At 64.3% G+C, this 20,004-nt stretch carries 18 protein-coding genes and 1 pseudogene; 7 read left to right on the top strand and 12 right to left on the bottom strand.

The annotated features are described in order from the left end of the window. Nucleotides 1-92 precede the first annotated feature (92 nt). The 4 genes from AC1MHZ_RS04095 to AC1MHZ_RS04080 all read right to left on the bottom strand — a co-directional run bounded on the left by AC1MHZ_RS04095 (nucleotide 93) and on the right by AC1MHZ_RS04080 (nucleotide 4,615). Nucleotides 93-1,670 carry an aldehyde dehydrogenase (NADP(+)) gene (locus AC1MHZ_RS04095; RefSeq protein ID WP_482966052.1) on the bottom strand — a complete coding sequence of 526 codons (1,578 nt, stop codon included), beginning with the start codon at nucleotides 1,668-1,670 and terminating at the stop codon, nucleotides 93-95. A 110-nt stretch (nucleotides 1,671-1,780) separates the two neighbouring features. Beyond that, on the bottom strand, nucleotides 1,781-2,728 hold the full coding sequence (locus tag AC1MHZ_RS04090; protein ID WP_482966051.1) for a dihydrodipicolinate synthase family protein: 948 nt from the start codon (nucleotides 2,726-2,728) through the stop codon (nucleotides 1,781-1,783). Nucleotides 2,729-2,798: 70 nt separating this feature from the next. Further along, a complete protein-coding gene (locus AC1MHZ_RS04085; RefSeq protein ID WP_482966050.1) occupies nucleotides 2,799-3,731 on the bottom strand; it encodes a 4-hydroxyproline epimerase in 933 nt (310 codons plus the stop codon). A 170-nt stretch (nucleotides 3,732-3,901) separates the two neighbouring features. After that, entirely contained in the window at nucleotides 3,902-4,615 is a 714-nt protein-coding gene (locus tag AC1MHZ_RS04080; protein WP_416768253.1) for an AraC family transcriptional regulator, read from the bottom strand. A 475-nt stretch (nucleotides 4,616-5,090) separates the two neighbouring features. Here AC1MHZ_RS04080 and AC1MHZ_RS04075 point away from each other — a divergent pair, with 475 nt between their 5' ends. The 3 genes from AC1MHZ_RS04075 (at nucleotide 5,091) to AC1MHZ_RS04065 (ending at nucleotide 8,294) form a co-directional block, all read left to right on the top strand. Then, a complete protein-coding gene (locus tag AC1MHZ_RS04075) occupies nucleotides 5,091-6,713 on the top strand; it encodes an APC family permease (RefSeq protein ID WP_482966049.1) in 1,623 nt (540 codons plus the stop codon). A 96-nt stretch (nucleotides 6,714-6,809) separates the two neighbouring features. After that, nucleotides 6,810-7,826, top strand: a complete 1,017-nt coding sequence (locus AC1MHZ_RS04070) for an Ldh family oxidoreductase (RefSeq protein ID WP_482966048.1) — start codon at nucleotides 6,810-6,812, stop codon at nucleotides 7,824-7,826. Between the two features lie 276 nt (nucleotides 7,827-8,102). Beyond that, nucleotides 8,103-8,294, top strand: a complete 192-nt coding sequence (locus AC1MHZ_RS04065; RefSeq protein ID WP_084858005.1) for a DUF4223 family protein — start codon at nucleotides 8,103-8,105, stop codon at nucleotides 8,292-8,294. Between the two features lie 150 nt (nucleotides 8,295-8,444). Here the strand turns inward: AC1MHZ_RS04065 and AC1MHZ_RS04060 are convergent, their stop codons facing one another. The 6 genes from AC1MHZ_RS04060 to AC1MHZ_RS04035 form a co-directional block, all read right to left on the bottom strand. Next, nucleotides 8,445-8,936, bottom strand: coding sequence for a GNAT family N-acetyltransferase (locus tag AC1MHZ_RS04060; protein ID WP_482966047.1), 492 nt, complete (start codon nucleotides 8,934-8,936; stop codon nucleotides 8,445-8,447). Between the two features lie 93 nt (nucleotides 8,937-9,029). After that, a complete protein-coding gene (locus AC1MHZ_RS04055) occupies nucleotides 9,030-9,500 on the bottom strand; it encodes an Lrp/AsnC family transcriptional regulator (RefSeq protein WP_084858003.1) in 471 nt (156 codons plus the stop codon). 25 nt (nucleotides 9,501-9,525) lie between these two features. Then, nucleotides 9,526-10,833 carry an NAD(P)/FAD-dependent oxidoreductase gene (locus tag AC1MHZ_RS04050; RefSeq protein ID WP_084858002.1) on the bottom strand — a complete coding sequence of 436 codons (1,308 nt, stop codon included), beginning with the start codon at nucleotides 10,831-10,833 and terminating at the stop codon, nucleotides 9,526-9,528. 131 nt (nucleotides 10,834-10,964) lie between these two features. After that, nucleotides 10,965-11,804: a transporter substrate-binding domain-containing protein gene (locus tag AC1MHZ_RS04045; RefSeq protein ID WP_084858001.1), complete on the bottom strand. Its 840-nt coding sequence runs from the start codon at nucleotides 11,802-11,804 to the stop codon at nucleotides 10,965-10,967. A 38-nt stretch (nucleotides 11,805-11,842) separates the two neighbouring features. Then, nucleotides 11,843-12,604: an amino acid ABC transporter ATP-binding protein gene (locus AC1MHZ_RS04040; RefSeq protein ID WP_324815134.1), complete on the bottom strand. Its 762-nt coding sequence runs from the start codon at nucleotides 12,602-12,604 to the stop codon at nucleotides 11,843-11,845. A gap of 15 nt (nucleotides 12,605-12,619) precedes the next feature. Next, nucleotides 12,620-13,585, bottom strand: a complete 966-nt coding sequence (locus tag AC1MHZ_RS04035) for an amino acid ABC transporter permease (protein WP_084857999.1) — start codon at nucleotides 13,583-13,585, stop codon at nucleotides 12,620-12,622. A gap of 327 nt (nucleotides 13,586-13,912) precedes the next feature. Between AC1MHZ_RS04035 and AC1MHZ_RS04030 the strand changes: the two are divergent. From AC1MHZ_RS04030 to AC1MHZ_RS04015, 4 genes and pseudogenes are all read left to right on the top strand, one after another. Then, nucleotides 13,913-14,944, top strand: a pseudogene (locus AC1MHZ_RS04030) (HAMP domain-containing protein); the annotation flags it as partial. Between the two features lie 114 nt (nucleotides 14,945-15,058). Beyond that, on the top strand, nucleotides 15,059-15,799 hold the full coding sequence (locus tag AC1MHZ_RS04025; protein WP_439958594.1) for a methyl-accepting chemotaxis protein: 741 nt from the start codon (nucleotides 15,059-15,061) through the stop codon (nucleotides 15,797-15,799). A 204-nt stretch (nucleotides 15,800-16,003) separates the two neighbouring features. Beyond that, the gene (locus AC1MHZ_RS04020; RefSeq protein ID WP_482966046.1) at nucleotides 16,004-16,636 is read left to right on the top strand and encodes a hypothetical protein; all 633 of its coding nucleotides are present in this window, start codon (nucleotides 16,004-16,006) and stop codon (nucleotides 16,634-16,636) included. A gap of 16 nt (nucleotides 16,637-16,652) precedes the next feature. Further along, nucleotides 16,653-17,282, top strand: coding sequence for a helix-turn-helix transcriptional regulator (locus tag AC1MHZ_RS04015; protein ID WP_465001337.1), 630 nt, complete (start codon nucleotides 16,653-16,655; stop codon nucleotides 17,280-17,282). Between the two features lie 52 nt (nucleotides 17,283-17,334). Here the strand turns inward: AC1MHZ_RS04015 and AC1MHZ_RS04010 are convergent, their stop codons facing one another. Further along, nucleotides 17,335-18,060, bottom strand: a complete 726-nt coding sequence (locus AC1MHZ_RS04010) for a TorF family putative porin (RefSeq protein WP_482966045.1) — start codon at nucleotides 18,058-18,060, stop codon at nucleotides 17,335-17,337. A gap of 146 nt (nucleotides 18,061-18,206) precedes the next feature. After that, a complete protein-coding gene (locus AC1MHZ_RS04005) occupies nucleotides 18,207-19,928 on the bottom strand; it encodes an amidohydrolase (RefSeq protein WP_482966044.1) in 1,722 nt (573 codons plus the stop codon). Nucleotides 19,929-20,004 lie beyond the last annotated feature (76 nt).

Genomic DNA, 20,004 nt, shown 5'->3' with positions numbered 1-20,004 from the left:
CCCGGTTGGAATTTGCATATTGTATGCAAAAGGGCCTGGCAGCATCCACCGACGTGGCACGGGGCTGTCGGTGGAGGTCTGCCCATGGCCGATCAGTGCTCTCGCTGGCCATTCACCAGGCGGCCGAGGTTCAGCGGGTTGCCCTGCTTGATCGCTGGCGGCAGCAGGTCGTCCGGGACGTTCTGGTAGCACACCGGGCGCAGGAAACGCAGGATCGCCGCAGTGCCCACCGAGGTGCTGCGGGCATCGGAGGTGGCCGGGAACGGGCCGCCATGGACCATGGCATCGCACACTTCCACGCCGGTCGGCCAGCCATTGACCAGGATTCGCCCGGCCTTGCGCTCCAGCGTCGGCAGCAGGGTGGCGACTGCTTCGCTGTCGGCAGCGTCCATATGCACGGTGGCGGTGAGCTGGCCTTCGAGCTGCTCGGCCACCTGCCTGGCCTGGGCCAGGTCATCGCACTGGACGACCAGCGAGGCGGAGCCGAACACTTCGGCCTGCAGGGCGTGGTCGCGCATGAAGTCGCTAGCGCTGCTGACGAACAGGTGAGACTGGCACTGGTTGTGGCCGTCGCCTGCGACACCTTTGGCCTGCAGGTGGGCATTGGCATTGCTGGCCAGGGCCTGGACGCCGTTGTTGTAGGCGTTGTAGATGCCCGGGGTGAGCATGGTCTGGGCCGGGCTTCTGATGATGGCGTCAGCGGCGGTGGTGATGAAGGCGTCCAGGGCTTCACCTTTTATAGCAATGACCAGCCCAGGGTTGGTGCAGAACTGGCCCGCGCCTTGGTTGAGCGAGGCGACGAAGCCTTCGGCCAGCGCGGCGCCACGGTTGCGCAGGGCCGACTCGAACAGGAACACCGGGTTGATCGAGCTCATCTCGGCATACACCGGGATCGGCTCCGGGCGTGCCTGGGCGGCCTGGGTCAGGGCTATGCCACCGCTGCGCGAGCCGGTGAAGCCCACGGCCTTGATACGTGGATCGTTGACCAGGCCGATACCGATTTCGGTGCCCGAGCCGTACAGCAGCGAGAACACGCCTTCGGGCAGGTCGCACTCGCGCACCGCCTGCTGGATGGCACGGCCGACCAGTTCGCTGGTGCCGGGGTGGGCGCTATGGGCCTTGACGATCACCGGGCAGCCCGCTGCCAAGGCCGAAGCGGTGTCGCCGCCGGCCACGGAGAAGGCCAGGGGGAAGTTGCTGGCACCGAACACAGCCACCGGGCCCAAGGGGATATGGCGCTGGCGCAGGTCGGGGCGTGGCAGGGGCTGGCGTTCGGGCAGGGCTTGGTCCACGCGCACGTCCAGCCACTCGCCGGCACGCACGGTGCGGGCGAAGGTGCGCAGCTGGAAGCAGGTGCGGCCGATCTCGCCCTGGATACGCGCTTGCGGCAGGCCGGACTCGGCCACGGCGCGCTGGACCAGCGTGTCGCCGAGGGCCTCGATGTGCTGGGCGATGCGTTCGAGGAAGGCCGCGCGGGCTTCCAGCGACGTCTCGCGATAGCGGTCGAACGCGTCCCAGGCGAGGCTGCAGGCGAGCTCGACATGCTCGCGGCTGCCACCGAGGTAGGCCGGTTCGAGCCGATCGTTGGTGGCAGGGTTGATGGCATGGACCGGTGCTTGCGTGCCGGCAACGGCGCGTTGGCCGATCAGCAGGTTACCTGAAAGACTCATAGGGCTCTCCTGAGGTCGAGAAGACGGAAATTCCCGCGCCAGATAGGGGCGGGGAGTAAGACGGCACACCGGCAGGCGTGCCGCCTCAGGGAGATGAAGCCGGCGTGGGATCAGGCCAGGTTGTTTTCAGCTACCCAGCTGGCGTACCACTGGCGGAACTGCGCGTACTGGTTTTCCGCGTAGCGGCGCTGGGACTCGCTCAGCACGTCGGTCTCGTTGAAGTGCAGGGTGTATTCCTTGTCGCCGTTGAGCACCATCAGGTGCTTGTAGTACAGCACCAGGTCGACGCCTTCGTCGAACGAGGACAGGATGGCCAGGGCGCCTTCGAGCTCCAGCGCCAGGCGGCGAGCCTTGGCGTCGCCGGCGGCGGCCTGCTTGCACAGTGCGATCAGTTGCAGCACTTCACGCGGCAGGGCGTTGCCGATGCCGGTGATGGCGCCGGTGGCGTTGCACTTGACGAAGCCATGGAACACCTGGGTATCCACGCCAGCCATCAGCGTCACTTCGTTGTCCTTGGAGGTGATGAACTCGGCCGCATAGCTCATGGCTGCCGCGCCACCGAACTCCTTGAAGCCGATCAGGTTCGGGTGCTCGTTGCGCAGTTCGAAGAACAGGTCGGCGCGGGTGGCGAAACCGTAGTGGGGGCTGTTGTAGATCACCGCCGGCAGGTTCGGCGCGGCTTCCAGGATGGCCTTGAAGTGCGCCTTCTGGGCCGGGATCGACGAGCCGCGGGAGAGCACGCGCGGGATGACCATCAGGCCATGGGCACCGACCTTGGCGGCATGGGCTGCGTGGGAAACCGCTTCGCGGGAGTTGACCGCGCCGGTGCCGACGATGGTCGGGATGCCGGCGGCGACCAGGCGCGCCACGCCTTCCTGGCGCTCGGCTTCGGTCAGCAGCGGCCAGTCGCCCATGGAGCCGCAGTACACCACCGCGCTCATGCCGATATCGATCAGCTCACGGCCCTTTTTCACCAGCGCGTCGAAGTCGGGCTTGCGCTCCGGGGTGCAGGGGGTCATCAGGGCAGGAATGCAGCCGGTGAAGATATTGTCAGTCATTGTGGGCTCCTTGAAGCATTCATTCAGGTCGGTGGTCAGGGGTGTCGCGTCGTAAGGCGACGTGCTCGGGTTACTGGCAGATGCCCCAGGCGAAGGGGTCCTGCTCGTCGATCAGCAGTTGGCTGTCTGCCGTGACATGGGCACGGCCGGTGATGGAGGGGCGAATACGTTCGCCTTCCTGTTCGTAGCGGCCTTCGAAGCGGCTGCCGGTGATGCTGGCCTGGACCCAGGCCTGGCCCGGTGCGAGCTTGCCATCGGCGGCCAGGCAGGCGAGCTTGGCGCTGGTACCGGTGCCACACGGCGAGCGGTCATAGGCCTTGCCCGGGCACATCACGAAATTGCGGCTGTCGGCCTGCGGGTCAGCGGCAAAGAGCTCGACGTGGTCGATCACGCCGCCGTCCTCGCCGTAGATGCCGTTGGCCTCCAGTGCTTGCAGGATGGCCCAGGTGTAGGCGGTCAGCGCCTCGACATTGCCCAGCTCCAGGGTCTGGCCATGCTCGGAGACCAGGAAGAACCAGTTGCCGCCCCAGGCGATATCGCCCCGCACTTCGCCGTAGCCTGGCACCTGTACCGGTACATCGTGGCGGTGGCGGTAGGCCGGCACGTTGCGCACGGTCACCGAGCCATCGCTGTGCAGGGTGGCTTCCACCGGGCCGACGGGGGTGTCGATCTTGTGCGCGCCCGGCTCGATGATGCCCAGGTGGTGCAGCGACGCGACCAGGCCGATGGTGCCGTGGCCGCACATGCCCAAGTAGCCGGTGTTGTTGAAGAAGATCACGCCGCAGGTAGCGTCCGGCGAAACGGGCTCGCAGTACAGGGCGCCGACCAGCACATCGTTGCCGCGGGGCTCGAGCAGGGTTGCCCGGCGCCATTGATCGTGCTCGTTGCGCAGGTGATCGCGCTGCTGGCTCATGGTCTGGCCGGCGAGGGCAGGGAAGCCGCTCATGACCAGGCGGGTGGGTTCGCCGCCGGTGTGGGAGTCGATGACATGGATGCTTTTCATTGAAATTATGGATCCTCTGCAAGCATCAGCCGGAGGGCTGGGGTGGGGCGGATTGCAGATTTTATACAATGTAGATTTTATACAATCAAGCCTCTCACACGTTTTGATCGCATCACGCCTATCGCCAGTAAGCCGACATCCCCTGTAGGAGCGGGCCGGGCCCGAGTCGATCAGCCGCGGGTCGCCTGGCGATACTGGCGCGGTGTGAAGCCGGTCATGGTCTTGAACTGCCGGGAGAAGGCGCTGTGGTCGGAATAGCCGCAGCGCAGCGCCACCTCGGTGATCGGCAGCTCGGAATGCAGCAACAGGTGCGCCTGCTCCAGCCGGGCCTTGTGGATCATCTGCCGCGGCGTGAGGTGGAAGATCCGCTTGCAGTAGCGCTCCAGCTGCGCCACGGACAGGCCGGCGACCGCGGTGAGGTCATCGAGGGTGATCGGGCGGTGGTAGTGCTCGCGGATGTAGGCATCCACCGCCGACAACCGCTGGTACGCCGGATGCGCCTGGGCGGCGGACTGCAGGTCGACGGAAACCCCGATCAGGCCCATGACCTCGCCCTGGCGGTTGAGGATCGGGCGCTTGTGGGTCAGGCACCAGCCCGGTTGCTGTGTCCCGTACAGGTGCACTTCCAACTGGTCCTGCAACACCAGGGCGCCTTCGAGCACGCGCCGGTCCTGCTCGGTGTAGCCCGGCCCGAGCTGTGCCGGAAAGACCTGCGCGCTGGTGCGCCCGAGCAGCGGGGCGAGGGACTTCAAGCCGCAGCGCTCCACCAGCGTGCGGTTGGCCATCAGGTACCTGGCTTGCGCGTCCTTGACGAAGATCACGGCGTTGGGGATGGCATCGAGCATGGGTTGCATCAGCGAGATGCAGCCCATGAGCTCCTTCATGTTCTTGGGGCGATGGGCGCTGAGGCCTTCGCTGATGGCGGCGAAATGCGACTCGGGCATGGTGGCGGTCCTGCAGTTCGGGAGCCTGTCCCTGGGCCGTGTGGCACGGGCGGATTGTTTTTTTCAGGATGCCTGCACATGGCGGCCCGGCGTCAAGCAGCGGATGCAAATTGTGCCGAATTCGTCATCAGGGTTGATGAAAACCATCAAGCAATCCTGGCCGCGATCAGTTCAACCTAGAAAAGAACGAGCGTGCCTGGCACCTCCTCGACCCTGACTCCTGCTCGGCGGCCATAGACCATCCGCCTGTCTGGAACGGGCTTTTGCAACCCATCGCTGAAACAGGAAACGCCGCTTGCGCCATCGCGACAAGCGTCACTCCTCGAACCCAGAGGCCTTTGCTTTACCTGCGAACGACCACGATCTCCAACACAGTTTCTGCCTATTTCAATAATCCACAAAAAAGGGCTTAGCTATGTCAGGCCAAGGTAAATTCAAGAAACAACTGTCGCTGATGGACTTGACGTTCATCGGCCTGGGCGCAATCTTCGGCTCCGGCTGGCTGTTCGCTGCCAGCCACGTCTCGGCCATCGCCGGCCCGGCGGGCATCATCTCCTGGCTGATCGGCGGTTTCGCCGTGCTGCTGCTGGGCATCGTCTACTGCGAACTGGGCGCCGCCTTGCCACGCGCCGGCGGCGTGGTGCGCTACCCAGTGTTTTCCCATGGCCCGTTGCTGGGCTACCTGATGGGCTTCATCACCATCATCGCGTTCTCCAGCCTGGTGGCGATCGAAGTGGTCGCCTCGCGGCAGTACGCCGCGGCTTGGTTCCCGCAACTGACCAAGCCTGGTAGCAACGACGCGACCCTGGCCGGCTGGCTGGTGCAGTTCGCCCTGTTGTGCCTGTTCTTCGTGGTCAACTACCGCAGCGTCAAGACCTTCGCCAAGACCAACAACCTGATCAGCACCTTCAAGTTCATCGTGCCCTTGCTGGTCATCGTCGTGCTCTACAGCTTCTTCAGCCCGGAGAACCTGGAAATCCAGGGCTTCGCGCCGTTCGGCATGTCCGGCATCGAGATGGCCGTGTCCGGTGGCGGCATCATCTTCGCCTACCTGGGCCTGACGCCGATCATCTCGGTAGCCAGCGAGGTGCGTAACCCGCAACGCACCATCCCGATCGCGCTCATTCTTTCCGTGCTGCTGTCCACGGCCATCTACGTGCTGTTGCAGGTAGCCTTCCTCGGCAGTGTGCCGACCGAGATGCTCGCCAACGGCTGGGGCCAGATCAGCAAGGAATTCTCGCTGCCGTACCGTGACATTGCCATCACCCTGGGCGTCGGCTGGCTGGCCTACCTGGTGATCGCCGATGCGGTGATCTCGCCGAGCGGCTGCGGCAATATCTACATGAACGCCACGCCGCGGGTCATCTACGGTTGGGCGCGTACTGGCACCTTCTTCAAGGTGTTCACACGCATCGACGAGGGGTCCGGCATTCCACGCCCGGCCCTGTGGCTGACCTTTGCCATGTCGATTTTCTGGACCTTGCCGTTCCCGTCCTGGGAGGCGCTGATCAACGTGGTGTCCGCTGCGCTGGTGCTCAGCTACGCGGTGGCGCCGGTCTCGGTCGCCGCCCTGCGCCGCAGCGCCCCGGAGCTGGTGCGTCCGTTCCGGGTCAAGGCCTTGGGCTTGCTGGGCCCTGTGTCGTTCATCATCGCCTCGCTGATCGTCTACTGGTCTGGCTGGAACACCGTGTCCTGGCTGCTCAGCCTGCAGATCCTGATGTTCCTGGTCTACCTGCTGGCCGGGCGTTTCGTGCCCACCGAGCACCTGTCGCTCAAACAACAGGTGCGTTCCTCGCTCTGGCTGGTGGGCTTCTACGCGATGATCATCGTGCTGTCCAAGCTCGGCAGCTTCGGCGGCCTGGGCGTGTTGGCCCATCCGCTGGACAACGTCATCGTCGCCCTGTGCTCGCTGGGCATCTACTACTGGGGCGCCTGCACCGGCGTGCCGGCCCACCTGGTGCGCCTGGAAGCCGATGAAGAAGACGAGCCCCACGTGCAACCTGCGGTGAAGGGGTTGAGCACTGCGCACGCCAGCTGACCCGACGCCCCGCGATCCAGGGCGAAAGCCCTGGTCACGGCGCCGTGATGGCACAGCCGCGCCCGCAGCGGGAGCGTTGTTTCGAGGAGAAAACACATGAACCAGACTGATTCGATCCACCTGAGCCTCGAGGAGGTCCATGACCTGGCGGTCAATGCCCTGCTCGCCAATGGCATGTCCATGGCCCACGCCCAGGCCATCGCTGAGGTGATCACCCAGGGCCAGCGCGACGAGTGCCATTCCCATGGCCTGTACCGGGTATTGGTGTGCGTGCGTTCGCTGCGCTCCGGCAAGGTCGACCCGGCAGTGTTGCCGACGGTGCACGACCAGGGCCCATCCATCGTCAAGGTGGATGCGCACCAGGGCTATTCGCTCCTGGCCTTCCAGACCGGCCTGCCGCTGTTGGTGGAGAAGGCACGGCAGCAAGGGATCGCAGCGCTGGTCATCCGTAACTGTTTCCACTTCTCGGCCCTGTGGCCGGAAGTCGAGGCCATCGCCGCCCACGGGCTGGTCGGCCTGGCAATGACCCCCAGCCACAGCTGGGTAGCGCCGGCCGGTGGCAAGCGCGGCGTGTTCGGCACCAACCCCCTGGCGTTCGCCTGGCCGCGCCCGGGCAACGAGCCGTTCGTGTTCGACTTCGCGACCAGCGCCATCGCCCGTGGCGACATCGAACTGCACGCGCTCCAGGGCAAGCCTATCCCCGATGGCTGGGCGCTGGACAGCGATGGCCAGCCGACCAACGATGCGAGCGCGGCGCTGGCGGGTGCGATGCAAACCTTCGGCGGCCACAAGGGCTCGGCCCTGGCGGCGATGATCGAATTGCTCGCTGGCGCGCTGATCGGTGACATGACCAGCCTCGAATCCATGGCGTTCGACGCCGGCGCTGGTGCCACGCCGTGCCATGGCGAGCTTTTGCTGGCCTTCGACCCCAAGGCCTTCCTGGGGGACGATGTCGAAGCCGGGATGCAGCGGGCGGAACACCTGTTCGCCGCGATCACCGAACAGGGTGCACGCCTGCCTTCCCAGCGTCGTTTCAGTGCCCGCAAACGATCGCAGGCGCAAGGGGTTTGGGTCAACCGGCAGGTGGTCGAGGAGGTGCGTCAATTGCTTTGAGGCGGCCAAAACGTGAAGAGACAAAGGCTAATTAGTTGAACTTCACACGTTGCCTTTTGTGATGCAAGTCACACTTTCGAGCGGCGCTTTTGTATGACGAGCAGGCATTCAATTGAGTGGAAATACTAAAGGGGATCAAGGGATTGGATTGATAAAAAAGCCGTTGTAACCGTTCAACTAAGCCTGTGCACATTGGCAATTCTTTTTTTTGAACGCGTTTGCTAATATCGCGGCGCCATCAGTACGGTGGTGAATTATAAATTAAAGGATTTAGTAATGAAAAAGCTGATCAAGGCCACTGTTGCTGTCGCTGTCGTTTCCGGCGTGGCGCTGCTCTCCGGTTGCACCGGCCAAGTCTTCAACCAGCAGAAGAACTGCTCGTACGACTACCTGTTCCACCCTTCGGTTTCCATTTCCAAAGTTATTGGCGGTTGCGGTCCGATCGACAAGCTGCCGCAGCAGCAGTAATTCTGGAACACACCGCTTTCGGTGTGATCAAAACCCCAGTCATCCTATGGCTGGGGTTTTTTTTACCTGCTTCGGCCCTATCGCCGGCAAGCCGGCTCCTACCTGTCCTGCGCTATTTTTAGGGATAGCGCCATACCGGCTTGCACGCTTTCAACCCAAGTGCTTGGCCATTTCAGCAGTGGCGTTCCACCCCTGCGCCAGATACACCGACCTGCCGGCCTCGGTGGCATGCAGCACGGCGAACGCTATGTCGCGCCGGGCGAACTCGGCCTCGGCCAGCTTCATCAACGCTGACGCCAGGCCCCGGCGCCGATAGTCGGGTTCGACGAACACGTTCAACACATAGCCACGTTGGTCGCGGGTCGGATGGGCCGGGTGCGGTGGCCAGTCGATGCTCATCAGGCCGATGGCGGCAGCGACATGCTCACCTTCTACCAAGGCGAAGCCGTAGTAGCGGCCATCGCCCAGGCGCTGTGACAGCCAGGGCCGAAAATGCTCGGTCATCTGGCGAAGTTGTTCAGGATCGCCGGCGGCCTCCAGGAACATCCGCTCGCGGTGGCGGCAGATCACGTCCAGATCGTCGAGGCCAAGGCGGCGGACCTTCAGGCCCGCGCAGTCGATATTGCCGGGGACTTCGTTCATGGCATGCCCTCCATCAGTGGGCTCGATGCTAGAGCAGCCACCAGGCGGGTGTTAGCTACAGATCGCCTTGAAATACGCCATACAGGCAGGGCGCTACAACTCCAGGCGTCGGCTGAACTTGGTTTCCATGACGATATGCGAGGCCGTGTGGGCCACACCCTTGATCATATTGATACGGGTGAGCTCGGCGTTGAGCTCGCCCAGGGTGTGGGTGGCCAGGTGGATGATGAAGTCCGACTCGCCAGACACCGCATACACCGCCTGCACCGCCTCCATCTTGCGCAAGGCGGTCATCACGTCGGTGTAGCTCTTGTTGGTGCAGGAGGTCATGGTGAAGCAGTTGATGGTCTGGCGCAGCTTGTCCTGGTCGATGCGCACGCTATAGCCGGTGATCACCCCGGCTTTTTCCAGGCGTTGGATGCGCTCTTGCACCGACGAGCGCGCCACGCCGAGCTTGCGTGCCAGCGAGGCGGTGGGTTCGCGGGCGTTGGCCTGCAGCAGGGCGAGCAGTTGCCTGTCCTTCTCGGTCAGGCTGAACAGGGAGCCGGGGGTCTGCGCATCCATGGGGGGGTGATGGCCTCGGTCGGTTTCATGGCTTGAGGGCGGCCCGCCGATGCGAACGTGCTTCCTGGAACATGTCCATCAGCCTGAGGCCGGCATAGACCGTTTGCGCTGCGGCCGGGCCGAAGGGCCCGCCATTCCATTCCAGGCCGTAGGCATCGAACAGCCGATGGCGATCGGTTTCACCGCAGATGGCTTCGGCGACCACCCGCGCACCGATGGGAGCGGTGTTCATACCATGGCCCCCGAACGATGTACAGGACCACAGCCGCGGCCCGATGGGGCCGATATGCGGCATCTTGTGGCGTGCATAGCCCATCAGCCCCGACCAGGCTTTTTCGATCTTCAACCCTTGCAGTTGGGGGTAGACGGCCAGGATGTCGCGGGTCAACAACTGCCCCAGGCGTTTTTCATCCTGCAGGTTACGCGTGGTGATATGACCGCCCCACAGCAGGCGATCGCCATCGACGATGCGGTAGTAGTCCGAGGCACGGCGGTTGTCGCCCACGGCATCGGTGGTGCGCACCACATCCCTCAGACGTTCGCCCAGGTGCTCGGTCAGCACCACATAGGTGGCAATGGGCAGGAATGCGCGGCGAAGGTGGCCGAACTCCGGGCCGCCGTAACCGCCGCAGCAATACACCACATCGGCACAGTCGACAGTGCCGTGTCGGGTCTGGACCCGGTGCCGGCCTGCGCGGCTGTGCACCTGCACCATCGATGAATGCTCGTGGATCCGACCGCCCTTGTCTTCGATCCGCTTGGCCAGGCCCAGGCAGTAGTTCAACGGGTGGAAATGGAAACCATGGCTGTCGCGAAGGCCCTGGAAGTACCGATCGGTATTCAACTGGCCACGGATTGCCTGGGTATCGAGGTATTGCAGGTCGAAGTCGAACTCACGTGCCATGCGGTCGCGCAGGCGCTGCAGGTTGTCGGCGTCGTCGTAGCGCACCACGCTGAGCTTGCCGGTGGTCGGGGCGCAGCCCTCCAGCTGGTGCTCGGTGATCATGTCGCGCACGATGTCGACCCCTTCGAGCGACAGCTTGAACAGCGATGCCGCGGTGTGGGTGCCGCAGCGCCGCTCGATGGCCGATAAACCTTCCGACCAGCCTTGCAGGACGAACCCACCGTTGCGGCCCGATGCACCCCAGGCGATGCGTGCAGCCTCCAGCAGCACCACTGACCGCCCCCGCGCGAGCAGCTCCCAGGCGCAGCTCAGCCCCGCCAGGCCGCCGCCAATGATGCAGACGTCGGCCTGGACGGTGCCCTGTAGCGGTGGGCGCGGTGGGGCAGGGCGCATGGTGGCGGTGTAGTAGTTGTTGCTGTAGGTGGACATGGGATGGGTCATCCTTTGGGCACAGGGAGGCCATGCGCCCTGCGTGACGTAAGGGCGCCAGCTTGGTGGTTTCGAGGTGTTGGGGGCTGCGCTCGCCGGCCGCTTCCCTGCGCGGCGGCGCATTACGACGGCTACTGCACTTTGGTGAGGTCGGCGCCGTACCATTTTTCGGACAACTGCTTGAGCGTGCCGTCGGCCTTCATGCCGGCGACGATCTTGGCGAGCTCGGCGCTGAAGGCTTCGTCGCCCTTGTCCACGGCGATGGCCAGGGGTTCGTAGTAGGCCGGCTTGCCTTCCACCGGCACGATGGGATAGCCGTGCTTGATCGCCCCCATGATGGTCGGCAAGGCCGAGAGGGTGGCGTCCAGGCGGGTGCCGTTGCCGATGCGCAGGTCGTCCAGCGGGCCCATGCTGTCGCCGTAGGTCTGCACGTCACCCGGTTGCACGTCATAGCTGAAGGGCGGCACGTCCTGGGCGTCTATCTTCAGCCGACGGTTGATGTAGTCCTCGGAGGTGGTGCCGGCCTCGACGCCGATGACCTTGCCGTTGAGGTCGGCGGCCTTGGTGCCGGCGGCATCCTTGTGCACCGCGAACACATAGGGCGTGTAGTAGTAGATGGCCGGGAAGTCCAGGACCCGGCTACGCTCGGTGGTCGGTGTCATGGAGCCGACCGACAGGTCCCAGCGGCTGGACCAGTGCCCGGCGGTGATGATGCCGTACTCCGGTGTGACGAAGGTCACCTGGCTGCCCAGGCGGCGGCCGATTTCGTTGGCCACGTCGATGTCGAAACCTTTGAGGGTGTTGTCCGCGTCGAGGAACGACTGGGGCGGCCAGTTGGCAGCGGTGGCCACCTTCAGCACCTTGCTTTGCTGGATACGTTCCAGGGTCGCGCCGGCCCAGGCCGCGCAGGTGGTGATCGACAGGGCGCCGGCGACAGCGGCGGCAGCGAATAGACGAGCGACTGAGGTCATCGGTAGGTCTCCGGTTACACGGTTGTTGTTGTCGGATGTCAGTGGCTGAGGATTTGCGAAAGGAATTCCCGGGCGCGTTCATGCCGCGGGTTGTCGAAGAAGGCCTGGGGCTCGGCCTGTTCGATGATGCGACCCTGGTCCATGAAGATGATCCGGTCCGCCACCTTGCGGGCGAAGCCCATCTCATGGGTCACGCACAGCATGGTGATGCCGTCCTGGGCCAGCTCGCCCATCACGTCGAGCACTTCCTTGACCATTTCCGGGTCGAGTGCCGAGGTCGGTTCGTCGAACAGCATGATGCGGGGGCGCATGCACAGCGCACGGGCGATGGCCACCCGTTGCTGCTGGCCGCCGGAGAGCTGGCCGGGAAACTTGTCGGCTTGGCTCTTGATGCGCACCCGGTCGAGGTATTCGTAGGCCAGTTCGCGTGCCTTGGCCTCGCTGAGCCGGCTGACCAGGCGTGGGCCGAGCATGAGGTTCTCCAGTACGGTCAGGTGTGGGAACAGGTTGAACTGCTGGAACACCATGCCGACCTGGCGGCGAATGGCGGCCACGCTCGTGGCGCTGCGGGTCAGGGCATTGCCGGCGATGAGCACCTCGCCTTGCTGGAAGTCCTCCAGCAGGTTAAGGCAACGAATCAAAGTGGACTTGCCGGACCCGGACGGGCCGCAGATGACCACGATCTCGCCGCTGTCGATCTGTAGGTCGATACCCTTGAGCACATGGAAGTCGCCGTACCATTTCTGCAGGTCGCGGATCGCCACCGCTGGCGAAACCGCGGGTGTGTGGGCCAGGTTCATCGAAGGGCTCCTTGTTCAGCGGTGGGCGCGGTCGAAGCGCTTTTCCAGGCGGGCCTGGACGGTTTCCAGGAGGATCGACAGCAGCCAGTAGAGCACGGCGGCGGTGATCAGCATTTCCAGATGACGGAACTCGGCACGCCCCTGGGTGCGGGCGAGGAACATCAGCTCCCAGACGCCGATCACCGATACCAGCGAACTGTCCTTGAGCATGGAGATGAACTGGTTGCCGGTTGGCGGGATGATCAGGCGCATGGACTGCGGCAGGATCACTCGGGTCATGGTTTGCAGGGGTGTCAGGCCGATGGCCCGGGACGCTTCCCATTGACCGCGTGGAATGCTGCTGATGCCGGCGCGGAAGATCTCGGTCATGTAGGCGCCATAGCACAGCGACAGCGCCAGGACCCCTGCCGGCACGGCCCCGACCACATAGCCGAGCTGGGGGATGCCCAGGTAGATCAGGTAGATCTGGATCAGCAGTGGTACGCCGCGGAAGAACGAGGTGTAGAAGCTGGCGATGGCAATGGCAAAACCGTTGGAGGACAGCCGAGCCGTTGCGCCCAGCAGTGCCAGGACGAAGGCGATGGCGATGGACAGGGTGGAGACGTAGACGGTGGTGAACACCCCTTGGGTGATCATGAAGCCGACTTTGCTGGCGATGAAACTGTAGGACAAATTGAAGGTATCGAAGAACAGCAGGAACAGCACCAGCAGCTCGCACCACACCGTGATGACCTGGGCACGCAAAGGGAAGCGGCCGAGGATGAACAGGTTCAGCACCAGGGTGATGGTGAGGGTGCCCGCCACTGCGATATCGCGCAGCAAGGGGGCATGCAGGTCGAGAACGATCGGGCCCATCAATCGGGCCAGGCCGCTTTCGCCCAGGCCGGTGAACAGCGCCAGGGTGAAGATCGCCACGGCGATTGCGCCCATGAATGCGACGTTATCGGTCGCCCGAGGTTTGACGATGTGGTCTTTGTACATGTGTCTGCCTCTGCGGAGCTGGGCTCCTCTTGTTGTTGTGGGGCCATTATGGGGGCGCACAATGCCGGTAGGCAGACGTCGAAATGCTTGTTATCGGTCTTTTTCAAGATCAATTGTTCGGATCATTCCCCTACAAATGTTCAAGGGCCCGGCCAGTGTACGCGCGGCTGTTTTTACGGTGTCGAGTAGGAAAAATGGCTGGATGCTTGTATGAAAAATCGCTACAGCGTTCAAGATTCATACACAGCCAGCCGATAGGGAAGCGAGAGTCCCGCCATCGAGTCATGGGCGTGCGATAAAAAGAACAATCCATCCAAGGTCCGGAACATGAACCTGAAATTCCGCCACAAGGTACTGCTCAGTGCCTGCGGCGTCGTGGTATTGGCGTTTGCCTTGTTCACCCTCTACAACGACTACCTGCAGCGCAACACCATCCGCCAGAACATCGAGTCTTCCGTGCAGCAGGCTGGCGCCTTGACCGCCAGCAGCGTGCAGAACTGGATGAGCGGGCGCATCCTGATGCTCGAGAACCTCGCCCAGGACATCGCTCAGCAGGGCATCGGCGAACATGTCGCCGGTCTGGTCGAGCAACCGTCCTATACGCAGAACTTCCTCTTCACCTACCTCGGCCAGGCTGACGGGGTATTCACCCAGCGGCCATTCGTGGAGTTGCCTGAAGGTTTCGACCCACGCAAGCGGCCTTGGTACGGCGAAGCCGCCAATGCCGGTGGCACGGTATTGACCCCGCCTTACCAGGGCACCGTCGGTGGCTTGATGATGAGCATCGTCACGCCGGTCAAGGCCAAGGCCAGCGGTGAGCTGCTGGGCGTGGCAGGCGCCGACCTGAGCCTGGATACCCTGGTGCGGTTGATCAATTCGGTGGACTTCGGCGGCATCGGCCATGCCTTCCTCGCCGACCGCAACGGCCAGGTGATCGTCAGCCCCGACCAGGACCAGGTGATGAAGAACCTCAAGGACATCTACCCCGATGCCGCCTTGAAGGTCGAGCCAGGCATGCAGGACGTCACCTTGAACGGCCAGGACCGCATCATTTCCTTCGCCCCCGTGCAGGGCCTGCCCTCGGCCCAGTGGTACATCGGCCTGTCCATCGACAAGGACAAGGCCTACGCGGGCCTGAGCCAGTTCCGCACCTCGGCGATCATCGCCATGCTCATCGCCGTGGCCGCCATCGCCGGCCTGCTGGGCCTGCTGATCCCGGTGCTGATGCGCCCGCTGACCACCATGGGCCGCGCCATGCAGGACATCGCCGAAGGCGAAGGCGACCTGACTCGCCGCCTGGCGGTGCAGCACAAGGACGAGTTCGGCGAACTGGCCACCTCGTTCAACCGCTTCGTCGAGCGTATTCACGCCTCGATCAGCGAGGTGTCCTCGGCCACCCGCCTGGTGCATGACCTGTCGGAGAAGGTGGTCCACGCCTCCAACGCCTCGATCATCGGCTCCGAGGAGCAGAGCATGCGCACCAACAGCGTCGCCGCGGCGATCAACCAGCTGGGCGCCGCCACCCAGGAGATCGCCCGCAACGCCGCCGACGCCTCGCAGCACGCCAGCGGCGCCAGCGAGCAGGCCAACGATGGCCGCCAGGTGGTGGACGATGCGATCAACGCCATGACCGCGCTGTCGCAGAAGATCAGCGAGTCGTGCGAGCAGATCGAGGCGCTCAACGCCAGCACCGACGAGATCGGCAAGATCCTCGACGTGATCAAGGGCATCTCCCAGCAGACCAACCTGCTGGCGCTCAACGCCGCCATCGAGGCGGCCCGTGCCGGCGAGGCCGGGCGTGGATTCGCGGTGGTGGCCGACGAGGTGCGCAACCTGGCTCATCGCACCCAGGAGTCGGCCGAGGAGATCCACCGCATGATCACCGGCCTGCAGGTGGGCTCGCGCGAGGCGGTGTACACCATGAACGAAAGCCAGGTGTCCAGCGAGCAGACCGTGCAGGTGGCCAACCAGGCCGGCGAGCGGCTGGCCAGCGTGACCCAGCGCATCGGCGAGATCGATGGCATGAACCAGTCGGTGGCCACCGCCACCGAGGAGCAGAGCGCGGTGGTCGAGAGCCTGAACCTGGACATCACCCAGATCAACAGCCTCAACCAGCAAGGGGTGGAGAACCTCAACGAAACCCTGCGCCATTGCGATGCCCTGAGCCAGCAGGCGGGGCGCTTGAAGCAGCTGGTGGGCAGCTTCAGGATCTGAGGCGGCCCCATCGCCGGCAAGCCGGCTCCCACCAGTCCTACGCTGTTTTCAGAGACATCGCCAGACCTGTGGGAGCCGGCTTGCCGGCGATGGGCGCGAAGTAGCCTCAAGACCATTGATCGGAATCTCAGGCATCCACTAATAAAAACATATTTTGATGCTTAAATTATTCTTGTCAGTCCAATCCCACCCGAGGGTGCTGCCATGAATCTCAAGATCGCCGCCTTGCTGCTGCTGGCCCTGTGCGCCCAGCCAGCCTGGAGCCAAACTTCTGCCCCCGCTGCTTCTCCCACCACCGACTCCGCCGCGCTGACCACGCGCCTGGCCCTGCGCGACCTTTGGGTCGAGCATGTGTTCTGGGTCAGGAACTACGCCATGGCCAACCAGGCGGGTAACCACAAGCAAGCCGAGGTCGCCACCAAGCAGGTGGTGGGCAATGCCACCACCATCGCCAACAGCATCGCCCCGCTGTACGGCCAGCCCGCCGCCGACCAGTTGCTCAAGCTGCTGGCCGGGCACTGGGGCGCCGTGAAACACTACAGCGACGCGACCGTGGCCAAGGACAAGGCCGGCAAGCAAACGGCCATCAACGAGCTGTCGAGCAATGCCAAGACGTTGTCTGCCTTCCTGGCCAAGGCCAACCCCTACCTGCCGGAGCAGACCCTGCTGTCGATGCTTACCGCCCACGGCGGGCATCACCTGTCGCAGATCGACCAGTTCGCCGCCGGTGACTATGCCGGCGAGGCGCAGACCTGGCAGATGATGCGCCAGCACATGCAGGCCTTGGCCGATGCCCTGGCCGGCGCGCTGGTCAAGCAGTTCCCGGACAAGTTCTGAACAAGGAGGCAACCCGATGCTCGAAGGCTTGGGCCGTACCCAGCAGGACCTGCTCAACGCGTTGCTCTACCAGCCTGGAGGCATGAGCATCGACGAGCTGTCGCAGGCCCTGGCGGTCACCCGCACCGCGGTGCGCCAGCACCTGGCGGCGCTGGAGCGTGACGGCCTGGTCCAACGCGGCGCCACCCGGCCTACCGGGCGGCGCCCGGAGCAGCTGCACCAGCTCACCGACCACGCCCGGGAGTTGTTTCCACGGCAGTATCCGCTGCTGGCCAACCTGCTGATCGACGAAGTCGCCGGGCTGATCGGCCAGGACGCGCTGTTGGCGTTGATGCGCAACCTGGGGCGCAGGATGGCCGAGGGCATGGAGCAGAAGGTGGTCGACGAGGCGCGCATCGTCGAGCACATGAACAATGCCGGCTACGAGGCGCAGGTGTTCTTTCGTTCGTCCGGCGAGGCTGAGATCGTGGCCCACAACTGCGTGTTCCACCACCTGGCCAAGGCCCACCCGGTGGTGTGCGAGCTGGACCTGGCGTTGATCGGGGCCTTGGGCGGGGGGGAGGCGGTGCATCAGGAGTGCATGTTGCGTGGTGGGGCGGTGTGTCGGTTTTCGCTCAAGGCGCCAGGTGAGCCACATCAGGCTTGATTGGGGCTGCTGTGCAGCCCTTTCGCGGTATAGCCACCCCAGGTGCTATCGATCAGAAACCTTTGCTGACCGAGGCAACCAGCGTGGCCGAGCAGACGTCCTTGAAGCCCAGGTAGCTGGCACATTCTGCCTGGGACAGGTTGGTGTCGATGTAGCTGAGCGACCAGTCCAGCGACAGCATCGTGCGGCTCAGTTCCACTTCCCATTCGTGGTAGGCGTTGCGGCTGCTGCCGTCGTTGGCGAACCAGCTCGGGTCCTTGTAGTCGTTGCGCCCATAGCGCACTTCCAGGCCGATGTCATGGGGCAGCAGGGTGCCATAGCCGACATAGTTGTAGAGCATCGACTGGTCGCCATTGAAGTCGTCCGAGTAGTTGCCGCCCAGCAGCACACCCCAGGCACGCAGTTCAGCATGATACTCGCCATAGTTGAAGTTGCCCTGGCGCGGGTAGACATACTTGATGTACGAGGTGTCGAGGGTGACATCGTCGCTGATCTGCCAGAAGTAGCCGGCGTAGTAGTCCAGCTCCTGGCGGGTGCGGCTGCCGAAGCCGAAGTCGACGTTGGAGCTCCAGACCCCGGCGTACAGGCCGCTGCTGTGGGCGAGGGTCAGCGAGCCTTGCAGGGCCGGATCGTTCTGGGTCTGGGAGATGCCGCGGGTGCGGTAGTCGCTGAAGATGCCGACCTTGGCCTCGAGGCTGAAGTCGTCGTCGAGGTCGATGGCATGGGCCAACGGAGCGCAGGCCAGCAGGCCGCCCGCGATGAGGGTGCGTGGGGTCATTCGAGGCTTTCCATTTATTGTTGTTGTGTACGGTGAAGCGGGGTGTGGCTTTCGCGGGTTAACCCGCTCCCACAGGGATCTGTGTCGTGCTTGTGGGAGCGGGTTTACCCGCGAAAAGGCCAGCGCTGTAGGACGGTCGGACGCGATCAGCGCTGGTAGATCTGCTTGCCGGCAAACCAGGTCTGCAGCACCTGGGTGTCACGCAGTGCTTCAGGCTCGACGGTGAGCACGTCGCGGTCGAGGACGATCATGTCCGCCTGCTTGCCGACCTTGAGCGAGCCGACCTGCTGTTCCAGGCGCATGGCCCGCGCGGCATTGAGGGTGTAGGCCTGGAACATGGTTTCCCGGTCGATGGCCTCCTCGGCATTGAGCACACCCTTGGGGCCCTTGCGGCTGACCGCCTGGTAGATCGCCTTCCACGGCTCCGGCGTGGTGATCGGCCAATCGCTGGCCCCGGCGATGGTCGCTCCATTCTTCAACAGCGACCGGGCCGGGAAGGTATGCATGAAGGCGATGGCGTCGACATACGGCTTGACCAGGTCGAGGTTGTTCTCGTCGGCGCTGGCCCAGTACAGCTGCATCGAAGCGATCACGTCCAGGCCCTTGAAGCGGGCGTACTCCTTCGGGTTGACCATCTGCAGGTGGGTGATGGAGTGAGGGATGCCGCTGTGGCGCTCGCGCCGAGCCTGCTCCACGCCGTTGAGCGCCTCGCGCACGGCGCGGTCGCCGATAGCGTGCACGTGCACCAGCCAGCCGCGGGCATCGGCGGCGCTGACCAGCTCGCCGAAGTGTTTCGGGTCCAGCAGCAGTTCGCCGTTCTGCCCGGAGTTCTTGTAAGGTTCGAGCATGGCTGCGGTCTGTGCCGGGGCCTCGGCAACGCCGTCGGCGAACACCTTGATGCCCGGCAGGGTGAGGTTTTCCACGCCGAGGAACTGCTGGCGCACCTTGTCCAGCTCGTCCAGGTCGGCAGGGCGCGCCTTGGAGTCGGCCATCAGCAGGGCGGCGACGTGGGCGGTCAGCTCGCCGCGCTCGGAAAGGGCCTTGTAGACCGGCAGCACGCCCAGCGAATTGTTCTTGACGTCGGCCCCTGGCAGTTCGTTGGCCAGTGGGTCCATCCAGCCGGTGATGCCCAGCTGCTTGTTGTAGTCCAGGGCCATGCGCCCGGCGGTCATCAAGGTGTCGTGGCTCAGCGGTGGCAGCAGGTCGGTCACCGGGTAGTAGCTGGCATCGGCGAGAAACCCGTTCGGGGTACCGTCCTGGTGCTGGCCGATGGTGTTGCGTGCCTCGGCAGGCAGCGCCGCGATGGTCTTGGCATCGATCCCGGCGCGCTCGAGCATGGCCTGGTTGGCCCAGCCGGTATGCATGTCGTTGGCCGCCAGGAGGATCGGCTGCCTGGCCCATTCGCCATGGTTGAAGCGTTGCTCCAGGGCCGGGATGTCGTCCCAGTAAGTGCCCGGCACGCCACCGACGGAGAGGAATTCGCCACGCACCGCCTTGCCATCCTGGCGCCACTGGCGCAGGCGCTGCTCCAGCTCGTCGAGGGGCAGCTGCTCGCCGGCCAGGTTGGCCAGCTCCAACTGCAGGCCGCCCTTGATCGCATGGGAGTGGGAGTCGAGCATGCCTGGCATCAGCACCTTGCCGCCCAGGTCGATCACCTGCGTGCCACTGACCTTCAGGCGCAGCACGGCCTGGTCGGAACCCACCGCGACGATCTTCTGGCCCTCGACTGCCACGGCCTGCTGCAACGGCTGGCCTGGCTCGGCGGTATAGACCTTGGCGTTGTGCAGGATCAGGTCGACCGCCGCGAAGCCCGGCAGGGCGGTGCAGGCCAGGCCGGCGCTGATCGCCATCTTCAGGAGCTGCTTCATTCGATGCCTCGTTCTTGTTGTGATGGGGCCGCAGCCTAGCCAAGGCGCAAGGGCGATTAAATGCGACGACAGGCAC

The sequence above is a fragment of the Pseudomonas sp. FA-1 genome (assembly GCF_056856075.1).
This window is presented reverse-complemented; position numbering and strand designations above follow the sequence as displayed.